Below are 12,976 nucleotides of genomic sequence, written 5' to 3' on the forward strand. Positions count from 1 at the left end.
TGGACGGGTGACAGAGATTCCGCGCGACACGCTTCAGGAGCAGACCTTCTACGAGCAGGTCGGCGGCGAGGAGACCTTCCGGCGCCTGGTCCACCGCTTCTACCAGGGGGTCGCGGACGACCCGCTGCTGCGGCCGATGTACCCGGAGGAGGATCTGGGTCCGGCCGAGGAGCGGTTCACCCTGTTCCTCATGCAGTACTGGGGCGGCCCGCGCACCTACAGCGACGAGCGGGGGCACCCCCGCCTGCGGATGAGGCACGTTCCGTTCCGGGTGGACCGGGCGGCGCACGACGCCTGGCTCGGCCATATGCGGGTGGCGCTCGACGAGCTCGGGCTGTCCCCCGCGCACGAGCGGCAGTTGTGGGACTACCTCACGTACGCCGCCGCCTCGATGATCAACACCGAGGGCTGACCCGCCCCTCCCCACGCACGTGCGGAATCCGGTGCTCCGCCGCCGGATAACGGTCACGATCCCATCAATAGCGACCGCAAGCGGTTTCCAGGAGCCCGTGCACTCTGAAAGCATCCGGGGAACGTCGGGGGGCGTGCGGCTGCTGAGGGTTCGGGGGATCAGGTGACGGGGTTCGTCTTTCTGCGTGTGCGTGCGCACCGGCTGCTTCTCGCGGCCGCCCTCCTGGCCGTGCTGCTCACCACCTGTGTACTGGCCGCGCTGACCGCCTTCTCCGGTTCCATCGGGGACGCCGCCCTGCGGCACACGCTGACCCACCGCTCCGCCGAGTCCGCCTCGCTCTTCGTGTCCGCCGAGGTGGACCGCGAGCAGCGTGCGGAGGCCGACGCGACGGTCCGCAGGGCGGCCCGCGCGACGTTCGACGGGCTGCCGGTGACCGTACGGAAGCTGGAGACCTCGGGACCGTACGCGCTGCCCCGCGGCCTCCAGGCACCGACGGAGCGGCGCGGTGAACCCGACCTCACGCACCTCGCTTCGCTCGACCGCAGCCGCGTCCGCCTGGCCGAGGGGCGCATGCCCGCCGCCGGAGCCGGGAACGCCGCCGGGCCGGTGCAGGTGGCGCTCCCCCGCGCCGCCGCCGAAGCCCTGAAGCTGAAGCCGGGTGCGCGTCTCACCCTCGCCGACCGACTGGGCGGGGCACCGCTCCAGGTCGAGATCACCGGTCTGTACGAGGTGTCCGACCAGGCCGACCCGTACTGGCAGTTGGACGCCCTCGGCGGGCGCGGGGTCCGCAAGGTCGTCTTCACCACGTACGGTCCGCTGCTCGCCGACCCCGCGGTGCTCGCCTCCGGCCGGCTCAGTCCCGGCGGGGTGTCCTGGCTGGCAGGCGCCGACTTCCGTACGGTGACCACCGGCCGGACCGGGGACCTGCACCGCACCTCGACCAACGGCCCGAAGGCGCTGTCGGCCGCCCCCGTGTTCGACGGCGGGGTCACGGTGCGGACCTCGCTGCCCACCGTCATCGAACAGATCGACCGGGCGCTGCTGGTGTCCCGCTCGACGATCATGATCGTCGCCGTCCAGCTGGTCCTGCTCGCCGGTTACGCCCTGCTGCTCGTGGCCAGGCTGCTGAGCAGCGAGCGAGCCGGCGAGACCGAACTGCTGCGGGCCCGGGGCGGCTCGCGGGGCCGGATCGCCTCACTGGCCGCGACCGAGGCACTGCTGCTCGCCGTACCGGCGGCCCTCGTCGCCCCGCTTTTCGCCGGTCCGCTGACCCGGCTGCTCGCGGACCGGAGCGGGCTCACCCGGATCGGCCTGCGGCTCGGCGACGGTGTGAACGGTTCGGTGTGGCTGGTGGCCGCCGCCGTCGCCCTGGCCTGTGCGCTGGCCGTGGTGGCACCGGCGCTGGCCGCGAGTGCGGGCGGGCGGCGGGGCTCCCGCGCCGCGTCGCTGCCCACTCCGGTGCGTGCGGGCGCCGACCTCGGGCTGCTGCTGGTCGCCGGTGTGGCGTACTGGCAGCTGGACCGGCAGACCGGGTTGTCGGGCAGCGGTGCGCTCAGTGGCGACCGGGAGGGCGATCTCGGCATCGATCCGCTGCTGGTCGCGGCACCCGCCTTGGCCCTCCTCGCGGGAACCGTGCTGACTCTGCGGCTGCTGCCGCCCGCGGCGAGGCTCGCGGAGCGCCGTGCGGCGGGCGGCAGGGGGCTGTCCTCGGCGCTGGCCGGATGGCAGTTCAGCCGCCGGCCGCTGCGAGGTGCGGGTCCGGTGCTGCTGCTGGTGCTGGCCGTGGCGACGGGCATGCTGGCCATCGGCCAGGCCGCTTCCTGGGACCGCTCGCAGAGCGACCAGGCCGACTTCAGGTCCGGTGCTTCGGTACGGATCGTGGCGGGGCTCGGCAACGACCCGGCGAAGGCCGCGCCGTACACGGATCTGCCCGGCGTACGCGAGGCGGCTCCGGCGTTCCGTGCGACAGCCGAGCTGTCGGGCGGGCGGACGGCCGAGGTGCTGGCGCTGGACACCGGGCATGCGGACGAGCGGATGCTGATGCGAGAGGACCTCGCGGGCTCGGCACCGCGGAAGCTGTTCGACGCGATCACCCCGCCGAAGGCCCCGCGTACCGGGGTGACGCTGCCGAAGGGCAGCACCCGTGCGGTGTTCGACCTGCGGATCCTCGACACCGCGGCCCCCGGGGCGAAGAAGCCGGCCGGTCCGGCTCCGCTGGTCAGCGTTCTGCTGGAGGACCGCTACGGCATCGGCTATCGGACCGGTGCCGGGACCGTCCCCGTCGACGGGCGCACGCACACCGTCTCCGTCCCCGTGTCCCCGTCGGGCGAACTGGCCGTGACCGGCTTCGAGGTGGACGGCGATGTGCCCGCGGACCGCTCCCAGAAGCGGCTGGTCTCGGTGACGGGCCTCAGGGCGCAGACCGGCAGTGGCGGCGAGCAGCCGGCGGTCGCGGACGGGGTCCGCTGGCGGGCCGCCACGACCGTGACCGAGGCCGGGGAGGAGAGGCCGGGCGAGACACCGCAGACGGTGAGCGGCTCGGGTGCCGCGCCCTCCTTCACGTACGGCACCGGGGCCGTCCTGACACCGGAGCCGTTCTTCGGCGGCGGCCCGGTCGGCACGCTCCGGATCACCGCGATCCGTGCACCGGCTCCCGCGCTGAAGGCGGTGGCGACCGACGCGTATCTGACGCACTCGGGGGCCGAGCTGGGCCAGGACGTCGCTCTCACGCTGGCGGGCCAGACGGTCCGGGTGACCCTGGCGAAGGCGGTGCGGCAGTTGCCCACCACGGGTGCTCCCGTGGCCGTGAGCGGTGCGGAGTCGTCGACGAAGCCCGGCGGAAGCCTGCTCCTGGACCTCAAGGCCGTGTCCGAGGTGCTCGCCCACCGGTCCGGGGCCGCCCTGGCGCCCACCGAGTGGTGGCTGAGCACGGCGCCCGGCGACGGGCCGGACGTGGCGGCCGAGCTGCGCAAGCTGCCGGGTACGGACCCGGCCCAGGTCCTGGTGCGGGACGAGACGGCCCGGGAGCTGGCGGACGACCCGCTGGGAGCGGGTCCGCAGTCCGCGCTGCTGGCGGTCGCCGCGGTCGCCGCCGCGCTGGCCGCAGTCGGTTACGCGGTCGGCCTCGTGGGCTCGCAGCGCGAACGGTCCGCCGAGTTCGCCGTGTTGCGGGCCCTGGGAACGCCCCGCCGCAGGCTGGCCCGGATGGTCGCCGCGGAGCAGGGGATCCTGATCGCCCTCGCGATTCTGATCGGGCTCGCTCTGGGGGCTGTGCTGACCAGGGCCGTCGTGCCGCTCGTGGTGCTGACGGGGCAGGCGGCCCGGCCGGTGCCGGATGTCCTGGTGCTGCTGCCTGCCGGGCAGGTCGCCGTGCTGCTGGCCGCCGTCGCGGTGTTCCCGTTGCTGATCGTGGCCGCCATCACGCTGCGGCGGGCAGATCCTGCCGTTTCGCTGCGCCACCAGGGGGACAACTGACATGACCGCCGCCAAGATTCCGGCCGCCTGCGCCCCGTGGGTCCGTACGCGGCTGCGTACCGCACCCGGGATCAGCGCCGCCCTCGCGGTCCTGGTGTTCCTGACGGCGTTCCTCGCCGCCGCGTTCCCGCGTTCCGTGGACGCGTACGAGGCGAAGGCGCTGCGCCACGACGTATCGACCGCGTCGCCGGGCCAGAGCGTGCTCGAAGTGACCACGCCCCCGCCCTCGCTCGCGGACCCGCGCCCGGCGCGTGAGCAGGCCCTGCGCGAGGAGACCCTCGCCGCGATCGACCGCGCGCTGGTGAAGGGGCTTCCCGCACCCGTACGGGCCGATCTGCCGCGCTCCTCCTACGGGGTGCACACGTCGAAGCCGATCGTCGCGCAGGAGGCCTGGCTGCCCCGCCCGGACGCGATGCCCGCCAAGCTGTTCTACGCGGCCCCGTCTGCGCTCCGCGAGCACAGCAGGCTGGCCGAAGGCGGCTGGCCCGTCGCACACGGCGAGGTGACAGCCGCCACCCGTGAGGTGGAGGCGGCCGTCACCGAGGAGACCGCCGCGGAGCTGAAGATGAAGGTGGGCTCCACCCTCTCGGTGCCCACCCAGGGCGGGAGGTCGCTGACCGTACGTATCACGGGTCTCGTGACCCCGTTGCAGCCGAAGAGCGGCTACTGGGCGGTCGACCCCCTGTACCGTGCCCCGTCCCTGGTCGCGGACCCGGGTTCCCGGACACCGGTCTTCTTCTGGCAGGGGACGCTGCTCCTGGCTCCCGACACCGGACCGGCGCTGCTGGAAACGGCGGGCGAGCCGGAGCTGTACTGGCGTGTCGCCCCGGACCCCTCCGGCCTGACCGCGAACGACGTCCCCCGGCTGCGGGACGCCGTCGCCTCCCTGGAGAACGGCCCCGAGCTGCTGAAACTGCGCGAGCTCGCGGGGCCCAACACGACGCTCACCACGGATCTGGACGCCATTCTCGACGCCTACACCTCGATGCGTGCGGCGATCAGCCCCGTCGTCACGGTCGCGGCCGTGGGGATCGGAGCGGTGGCCGCCGTGGTCCTGCTGATGACGGGCGGACTGATCGGCGCCCGCCGCCACGGCGAACTCGCCCTGTTGCGCTCCCGGGGCGGCTCCCTGCGGGGCATCGGCGGACGGCTGCTGGCCGAGACGGCGGTGTCCGTCCTGCCCGCGGCGGCGCTCGGGCTGCTGCTGGCCGTCCTCCTCATCGGCGAGGCCCGGTGGTGGCCCGCCGTCGTCGGTGCCGCCTCGGTCGCCCTGCTGGTCTGCGTGGCGCTGCCGCTCCGCACGACGCTGTACCACCGCAGGCCGCTGCTGCACGGCGCCCGCGAGGACGTCGTGAACGCGAAGCCCTCCCGGCGGCGCACGGTCGCCGAACTGACCCTGCTCGTCCTGGCGATCGGCGCGGTCGCCGCTCTGCGCCGTCGGGGTACGGCAACGGGCTCGGGCGCCGATCTGCTGGTCAGCTCGGCCCCCGTCCTGGTGGGGCTGATCGCCGCTCTCGTCCTCGTACGGCTCTATCCGCTGCCGCTGCGGCTGGCGGCCCGTCCCGTCGCGCGGCTGCGCGGCGCGGTCGGCTTCCTGTCGCTGGCCAGGGCGGGCCGGACCGGCGCGAGCGCCACACTGCCGTTGCTGGCCCTGCTGATCGCGCTGACGACGGCGGCCTTCGGCGGTTCGGTACTGGCCGGGGTCGCCGACGCGCGGGGCGCCGCGGCGCTGCGCGCGGTCGGCGCCGACGCCCGGATCAGCGGCGAGAACGTCGGGCTTACGGCGGTGCCGGACAGCCTGGTCCGCTCGGTGCGGGCCATGGACGGTGTCGAGGACGTGGCGGCCGTACGCATCGAGTACAGCGTTCCGCTGGCCGCCGACCTGGACGTCAGGGGGGACACCGAGCGGGCGACCCTGCTGGGCGTGGAGCCGGGTTCGTACGCCCGGCTGGCCCGGGAAACGGGTCAGCCCGCGTTGCCCGCCGGCCTGCTTAAGGCCGGCCGGGGGCAGGGCAAGGCACTGCCGGCGATCGCTTCCCCCGAGGTGGCGAAGCTGCTCGGCGACGAGCCGCACACGATCCGGTCGGAGGGCGGGGACATCACGGTGCGGATCGCCGCCGTCCTCCCGCGCACGTCCGCGGTGACCGATTCCGGCTTCCTGATCGTCGACTCCGCGGCGCTTCCGACACGGCAGCCCACGACACTGATGGTCACCGGTGCGGCGGCGGACGGCGAGGAGCTGCGGGCCGCCGCGCAGGGCGCGGGCCAGTTCACCGTCCGGCTGCGGTCGGAGGAGCGCGAGGCGTTCGTCGACACCCCGATGCAGTCGGGCGCCGAGCGGATCTACGGGGCGGCTGTCGCGGCGGGCGCCGGATACGCGCTGCTCGCCGTGCTCCTGTCCCTGCTGCAGACCGCCCCGGAGCGCAGGACGCTGCTGGCCAGGCTGCGCACCATGGGGCTCACCACCCGGCAGGGCAGGCGGCTGCTCGCGTTCGAGGCCATGCCGCAGGCGCTGCTGGCGGCGTTCGGCGGGCTCCTGGTCGGCTGGACGACCATCGAACTGCTGGCACCCGGTGTCGACCTGGCCGCGCTGGCGCTGGCGGGCGGGGACTCCGGATCATCGAACACCGCTTCACTGCGGGCCGACCTCTGGTCGCTGGCCGTTCCGGCACTGGGGGTGGTCGTCCTCGCCGCAGCCGTGGCCGGCGTCCAGGCCTGGTGGGCGAGCCGCCGTGGATCGATCAAGGAACTCAGGGCAGGAGACACCCGATGACGTCGTCGACAGAGACCACCTTGGCGGAGCTCGAACAGCGGGCCTCCGCCCGCCGCGACCGGCCGTCGTACGGGCATGACGCGCTGATCGCGTGCGACCGGCTGGTGCGCATCTTCTCTACCGACGGGGTGGAGGTGCAGGCCCTGCAGGGGCTCGATCTGCTCGTCACCGAGGGCGAGTTGATGGCACTGGTGGGCGCCTCGGGCAGCGGGAAGTCCACCCTGATGAACATCCTGGCGGGCCTCGACGTGCCCACGGCCGGGTCGGCGAAGGTGGCGGGCTGCGATCTGCTGGCGATGGGGTCGAAGGAGCGCTTGCGCTACCGCCGGGACGTGGTCGGCTTCGTCTGGCAGCAGACCTCCCGCAATCTGCTGTCGTATCTGACCGCCGTTCAGAACATCACCCTCCCGATGCAGCTGCGCGGCGGCGGCCGGAACCGTGAACGGGCCGCGCGTGCCGAGTCGTTGCTGCAGATGCTCGATGTCGCGGACTGCCGCGACCGCCGTCCGGCGCAGATGTCCGGGGGCCAGCAGCAGCGGGTGGCGATCGCGGTGGCCCTGGCGAACAACCCGTCGGTGCTGCTGGCCGACGAGCCGACCGGTGAGCTGGACTCGGCCACCGGTGAGCAGGTGTTCGCCGCGTTCCGCCGTGCCAACGAGGAGCTCGGCACCACGATCGTGATCGTCACCCATGACCTGGCGGTGGCGGGCGAGGTACGCCGCACGGTCGCGATCCGTGACGGCCGTACGTCCTCCGAGGTGCTGCGGCGCACGGAGGTCGACGCGGCGACGGGCCAGGAGTCGCAGGTGGCGCGGGAGTACGCGATGCTCGACCGGGCGGGCCGGCTGCAGCTGCCCGCCGACTACACCGAGGCGCTGGGTATGGAGCACCGGGTGATGCTGGAGCTGGAGCAGGACCACATCGGGGTGTGGCCGGACGATCCGAAGGACACACCGGCGAAGTAGTACGCCGCTCAGGCCGTCCCGACCGTCACCGCGAGGTTGCCGAGTCCGCCGCCGGCGCCCCTCAGCGCGACCGAACCGTACGGGGTGCGCAGCCGCAGCCACGACCCGGCACCGAGCAGCGCGACGGGGAAGTCCGGGGCGGGCTTTAGGAAGCCCAGGGACTGGGCGGCGTGGACCGCGCGCAGCGGGAGTTCGGTGTCGCCGACGGTGCGGGACCAGATGTCGCGGCCGATCAGGTCGCGTTCCGCCCGGGTACGGCGGTCCTCGGGCAGCGCCTCGTCGCGCGCCCGGAACTCCGCGACGGCCTCGGTGAGGGCGGCGCGCAGGGCCAACGGCCCCGGCAGCCCGGGCCGTTCCTCCCAGCCGCGGCGTGGCGGCAGCACGCCGGTCCACGGCGGACCGGTCACGGGGGCGGGCAGGGAGCCCGATCCGGCGCCCCCCTCGGCGCTCTCCCCGGTGTCCAGGGATTCGAGCAGCTCACCGGCCGAGACGGTGGTGTCGAAGTCGTGCGTGTCGGCCAGCCGGGCCGTACGGATCGCGAGGACCTCGAACGACGGCGGCCGGCCGAACACCGCCAGCGCGCCGCCGCCCGCCTGGAGGCGGACAGCGGCGGCCCGGTCGTAGTGGAGCAGCCGGCCGAGGAAGGCGGCGAGATCCGCCGCCTCCCTCGCGTCGGCGAACTGCAGCGACCGTACGGGCACCCTCATGCGGCAGCAGGCTCCTGATCGAGGTATTCCTGCAGGAAGAGCTTCTCCTCGGCGGTGATCCGCCGGGGCCGCTCCTCCACCAGGTTGTAGGGCACGACTATCGTCGACGCCCGTACGTAGACCTGTTCGGGGTCCTTGATCTCGTAGGCGATCGTCAGCGACGCGGCACCGATCTTCGTCACCCACGACTCGACGGTCACCGGCGCGTGCCGGTGGACCAGCGGCCGCACGTAGTCGATCTCGTGCCGTGCCACGACGGACCCGCCGGCGAAGGACGGCGAACCGTCCCCCGGCGCCAGCCGGAACATGAAGTCGATGCGCGCCTCCTCCAGGTAGCGGAGGAAGACCACGTTGTTCACGTGGCCGAAGGCATCCATGTCCGACCAGCGCAGCGGGCAGCTGTAGATATGACGAGCCACGATCAGCCTCGCGTGAGCTTCTTGTACGTGGCACGGTGCGGACGGGCCGCGTCCGCACCCAGGCGCTCGACCTTGTTCTTCTCGTACGACTCGAAGTTGCCCTCGAACCAGTACCACTTGGAGTCGCCCTCGTACGCCAGGATGTGCGTGGCGACGCGGTCCAGGAACCAGCGGTCGTGGGAGATGACCACGGCCGCACCGGGGAACTCCAGCAGCGCGTTCTCGAGCGAGGACAGGGTCTCGACGTCGAGGTCGTTGGTGGGCTCGTCGAGGAGCAGCAGGTTGCCGCCCTCCTTGAGCGTCAGCGCCAGGTTGAGGCGGTTGCGCTCACCACCGGACAGGACGCCGGCCGGCTTCTGCTGGTCCGGGCCCTTGAAGCCGAACGCGGAGACGTACGCCCGCGAGGGCATCTCGACCTGGCCGACGTTGATGTAGTCCAGCTCGTCCGACACGACGGCCCAGAGGGTCTTCTTCGGGTCGATGTTGGCGCGGGACTGGTCGACGTAGGAGATCTTGACCGTGTCGCCGACCTTGATGGCGCCGGAGTCCGGCGTCTCGAGGCCCTGGATCATCTTGAACAGCGTGGTCTTGCCCGCACCGTTCGGGCCGATGATGCCGACGATGCCGTTGCGCGGCAGCGTGAAGGACAGGTCGTCGATGAGGACCTTGTCGCCGAAGGCCTTCGAGAGGTTCTCGACCTCGACGACGATGGAACCGAGACGCGGGCCCGGCGGGATCTGGATCTCCTCGAAGTCCAGCTTCCGCATCTTGTCCGCCTCGGCCGCCATCTCCTCGTAACGGGCGAGGCGTGCCTTGGACTTGGTCTGCCGACCCTTGGCGTTGGAGCGGACCCACTCAAGCTCTTCCTTGAGCCGCTTCTGGCGCTTCTCGTCCTTGCGGCCCTCGACCTTGAGGCGGGTGGCCTTGCGCTCCAGGTACGTGGAGTAGTTGCCCTCGTAGGGGATCGCGCGGCCGCGGTCGAGCTCGAGGATCCACTCGGCGACGTTGTTCAGGAAGTACCGGTCGTGGGTGACGGCCACGACGGCGCCCGGGTACTTCGACAGGTGCTGCTCCAGCCAGTTCACCGACTCGGCGTCGAGGTGGTTGGTGGGCTCGTCGAGGAGGAGCAGGTCCGGGGCCTCGATCAGCAGCTTGCAGAGCGCCACACGGCGCTTCTCGCCGCCGGAGAGGTTGTTGACGGGCCAGTCGCCGGGCGGGCAGCCCAGGGCGTCCATGGCCTGCTCCAGCTGGGCGTCCAGGTCCCACGCGTTGGCGTGGTCCAGGTCCTCCTGGAGCTTGCCCATCTCGTCCATGAGCGCGTCGGAGTAGTCGGTCGCCATGAGCTCGGCGACCTCGTTGAAGCGCTTGAGCTTGCCCATGATCTCGGCGGCGCCGTCCTGGACGTTCTCCAGGACGGTCTTCGACTCGTCGAGCTTCGGCTCCTGCATGAGGATGCCGACGCTGAAACCGGGCGTGATGTACGCCTCGCCGTTGGACGGCTGCTCGAGGCCCGCCATGATCTTCAGCACCGTGGACTTACCGGCGCCGTTGGGTCCCACGACACCGATCTTCGCGCCGGGCAGGAAGTTCAGGGTGACGTCATCGAGAATCACCTTGTCGCCGTGCGCCTTGCGCGTCTTGCGCATGGTGTAGATGAACTCAGCCAAGAGAAACCGTCCGGCAGCAATAGAGGTGTGGGCAGATACACCCATCTTGCCTGACGTCCGCACCCGGACGGAAACCAGTCCGCTCCCCGGTACCCCCTGTTCATCCGCCCGGAACGCACCGGGCCCGGTACGCGGGTGCGTACCGGGCCCGTCACCGGCGCATCGTCACGATGCGCCGCCGGTCACTTACCCGGCGTTCGCACCGTCGTTGCCTTCGCCGGCCGGCTTCTTCTTGCGGAGCAGGAAGACCGCGCCGCCGCCGAGGACGACGAGGCCGATGGCGATGCCCGCGATGAGCGGCGTCGCACTGGACCCGCCCGTCTCGGCGAGGTCGCCCTCGATGCCGGTGGAGCTGGTGCCGGTCGAGGCGGGCACGGGCTGCTTGGCGCTCTGCGTGCCCACGCCGTCACCCGTCACGGTGCTACCCGCGGTGGCGCAGTCCAGGACGCCCTTGAAGTTCTTGCGGAAGCCGCCGGGCCCGGTGATCGTGAAGTCGTACGCCTGGTCCTCGGCGACCGGGATGGTCACCGTCCTGGTGACTCCCGCTTCGATGGTGTGCTGGAAGCCGGCGAGCTCGAAGGTGAACGGGGCGTCCCCCTTGTTGGCCGCGGTGATGTCCACGCCGCCCTTGGCGCAGTTCTTCTTCGCCGTGAGAGCGGGTACGGCGCCCGTCTCGGCCCAGGTCGCGGTCGCCGTCGCGGAGACCGTGGACTCGCTGGAGCCGGCCAGGATCTGCGTCTGGCTCCTGGTCACCCCGGCGAACGCCCGGCCGACGGGCACGGAGGTGGTCGCCTGGACGGTCAGCGAGGCGGAGCCGTCCGCGGCGTCCTCGGGGATGTCGAAGTACAGGCCGGTGCCGTCGGCCGCCTCCGTTATGGGCTTGCCGTCCTTGTCGGTGACGGTGATCCCGCTGGCCGCGGCGTCGGCGGGCGGCGCGACGGAGACCTGGCCCGCGTCGGTGCGGACCGTGACCGGACCGAGCCGCCCACCGGCCCGTCCGGAGACCGCGGCCGGGTCCAGGGCGAGGGATGCCTTGGGCTCCGCCATGTTGACGGCCTCGTCCTCCAGCCAGTCGGCGAGCTTCTCGGCCTGCTTGTCGGCGGCCTCGACCTCGGCGTCGTCCGAGTAGCGCCAGATGGCGACCTGGGTGCCCGCGGCTGCGGTCCGCTCGGTGAGCGGCCCGGTGCCGGCCTTGTCGGCGAGCGCCGCGAGGTCGTCGACCTGGGGGTAGGAGTGCTGCAGGATCCAGCGGATCTTCCCGGCGTTCTTGTTGGCGCCGAGCGAGGTCTGGATCCAGGGGGTCTCGAGGTACTTCGCCTGGTCCTGGGTGGGGTTGTGGATGTCGATGCAGTAGGTCTTGAGCCTGCCGCCGCCGTCGACGGTCATCTCGAACAGGCCTGCGGGAAGCTCCTGTGTCGTGCGTTCCTTGCCGCCTTCGCCGCCGGTGTGGAGCAGCGCACGGTCGAAGGTCTTCAGCCCGTCCAGGACTGCGGTCGCGCCCCCCTGGTGCTGGCCTGTCTCCTCCGCTGCCGCCGTCGCCGCACCGGCGAGGGTGCCGGCCGCGACGAGACCGGAAGCCAGCACCGCGGCGGCCAGCCGGGCGAGACCCCGTCCCCGGCCGGCTCTCCGGCTCCGGCCCGGCACCTGGTCGCGCTTCCGACCCCGGCTTCGGCTCCGTGCGGAGTGCTCCGTCGTCGCGGTGGACGGCGAAGCAGACGCTGCGGACGCAGAAAACACAGAAAACACAGAATTCCCCTCCGGGCGAGGCCTTCACGCATGGTGCGTGTGTGGGGATTGCCTCGCCAGCAGACTCAAGTGCCGCATGAGTACTGAGGAATCCTAAGGAGCGGGCGAGGAGCAGTCCCCCGTCATACCGTTGGATAACCATTCCGACTCGTAATCGTTATCGCCTTCTCCGGCGCGTCCTGCCTATTTCAGGACACCGACACCATCTCCGTGGCCCGTTTCTGACGATGCGCCGATTCTTCCGGGCCCCTGCCTGCCGCACCGTTGCTTGCCCCACCCCTCCTTGCCCCTCCCCTGCCTGCAGCGCCCCCGCCTGCCACAGCACTGCCTGCCTCCCCACCGCCGGCCTCTCCACCGCCGGCCTCGCTGCTGCCGGCCTCCCTGTGCTCCGCCTCGCCTCTGTCCGAGCTCCCCGGTGGACGCGGCCGACGGGCCGTCAATGAGGGTTCACCCCTCACCACCCGCCGGAACGCGGCCGTCCCCCGGGTCAGGTCGTGTCCCACCGCCACGGCCTCGATGTCCACAGAGGTCTTCCAGGCCCCGTCGCGTTCCTCCTCACGCACCTTCAGTCGGCCGTGCACGACGAGGGGTTCGCCGACGGAAACGGAACCGGCCAGATTCGATGCCAGCGTCCGCCATGCCCACACCGTGTAGAAGCTGGTGTGGCCGTCCGCCCAGTGCTGCTTCTCGCGGTCCCATCGACGCGGAGTCGCCGCCATCCGGAATCGCGCCATTCCCCCGGTGGCCGTCTCCCGGAACTCCACTGCGGTCGCGGCATTTCCCACCAGCGTCACCAAGGTCTCGTTCATTTCG

General features: G+C 72.1%; 9 protein-coding genes. 4 read left to right on the forward strand and 5 right to left on the reverse strand.

Annotation, left to right across the window (positions count from 1 at the left end):
- Positions 1-7 precede the first annotated feature (7 nt).
- The 4 genes from ACFQ6X_RS17680 to ACFQ6X_RS17695 all read left to right on the forward strand — a co-directional run bounded on the left by ACFQ6X_RS17680 (position 8) and on the right by ACFQ6X_RS17695 (position 7,624).
- Positions 8-412, forward strand: a complete 405-nt coding sequence (locus ACFQ6X_RS17680; protein WP_329211003.1) for a globin — start codon at positions 8-10, stop codon at positions 410-412.
- Positions 413-574: 162 nt separating this feature from the next.
- Positions 575-3,886, forward strand: coding sequence for an FtsX-like permease family protein (locus tag ACFQ6X_RS17685; protein ID WP_383182396.1), 3,312 nt, complete (start codon positions 575-577; stop codon positions 3,884-3,886).
- A gap of 1 nt (position 3,887) precedes the next feature.
- Positions 3,888-6,659 carry an FtsX-like permease family protein gene (locus ACFQ6X_RS17690; protein WP_383182398.1) on the forward strand — a complete coding sequence of 924 codons (2,772 nt, stop codon included), beginning with the start codon at positions 3,888-3,890 and terminating at the stop codon, positions 6,657-6,659.
- Positions 6,656-7,624 carry an ABC transporter ATP-binding protein gene (locus tag ACFQ6X_RS17695; RefSeq protein WP_383182400.1) on the forward strand — a complete coding sequence of 323 codons (969 nt, stop codon included), beginning with the start codon at positions 6,656-6,658 and terminating at the stop codon, positions 7,622-7,624. Before ACFQ6X_RS17690 ends, ACFQ6X_RS17695 begins: the two co-directional genes overlap by 4 nt.
- Positions 7,625-7,632: 8 nt before the next feature.
- On the opposite strand, the gene ACFQ6X_RS17700 is transcribed toward ACFQ6X_RS17695, so the two are convergent.
- The 5 genes from ACFQ6X_RS17700 to ACFQ6X_RS17720 all read right to left on the reverse strand — a co-directional run bounded on the left by ACFQ6X_RS17700 (position 7,633) and on the right by ACFQ6X_RS17720 (position 12,972).
- Positions 7,633-8,331 (reverse strand): hypothetical protein, encoded by a 699-nt coding sequence (locus tag ACFQ6X_RS17700; protein ID WP_383182402.1) that lies wholly within the window; start codon positions 8,329-8,331, stop codon positions 7,633-7,635.
- Positions 8,328-8,750 carry a thioesterase family protein gene (locus ACFQ6X_RS17705; RefSeq protein WP_329210993.1) on the reverse strand — a complete coding sequence of 141 codons (423 nt, stop codon included), beginning with the start codon at positions 8,748-8,750 and terminating at the stop codon, positions 8,328-8,330. The genes ACFQ6X_RS17700 and ACFQ6X_RS17705 overlap by 4 nt, the downstream gene beginning before the upstream one ends.
- 2 nt (positions 8,751-8,752) lie before the next feature.
- Entirely contained in the window at positions 8,753-10,417 is a 1,665-nt protein-coding gene (ettA, locus tag ACFQ6X_RS17710; protein WP_383182404.1) for an energy-dependent translational throttle protein EttA, read from the reverse strand.
- Positions 10,418-10,603: 186 nt separating this feature from the next.
- Entirely contained in the window at positions 10,604-12,154 is a 1,551-nt protein-coding gene (locus tag ACFQ6X_RS17715; RefSeq protein ID WP_383182406.1) for a Cys-Gln thioester bond-forming surface protein, read from the reverse strand.
- Between the two features lie 197 nt (positions 12,155-12,351).
- On the reverse strand, positions 12,352-12,972 hold the full coding sequence (locus ACFQ6X_RS17720) for a single-stranded DNA-binding protein (protein WP_383182408.1): 621 nt from the start codon (positions 12,970-12,972) through the stop codon (positions 12,352-12,354).
- Between the last annotated feature and the right edge of the window lie 4 nt (positions 12,973-12,976).

It is taken from the genome of Streptomyces sp. NPDC056452 (assembly GCF_042796085.1).
In the GTDB taxonomy this organism is placed as follows: domain Bacteria; phylum Actinomycetota; class Actinomycetes; order Streptomycetales; family Streptomycetaceae; genus Streptomyces.

Excerpts from the sequence above, each read along its gene's own strand:
- ACFQ6X_RS17720 (WP_383182408.1), bottom strand. The coding sequence starts at position 12,972 with ATGAACGAGACCTTGGTGACGCTGGTGGGAAATGCCGCGACCGCAGTG.
- ACFQ6X_RS17700 (WP_383182402.1), bottom strand. The coding sequence starts at position 8,331 with ATGAGGGTGCCCGTACGGTCGCTGCAGTTCGCCGACGCGAGGGAGGCG.
- ACFQ6X_RS17695 (WP_383182400.1), top strand. The coding sequence starts at position 6,656 with ATGACGTCGTCGACAGAGACCACCTTGGCGGAGCTCGAACAGCGGGCC.
- ACFQ6X_RS17690 (WP_383182398.1), top strand. The coding sequence starts at position 3,888 with ATGACCGCCGCCAAGATTCCGGCCGCCTGCGCCCCGTGGGTCCGTACG.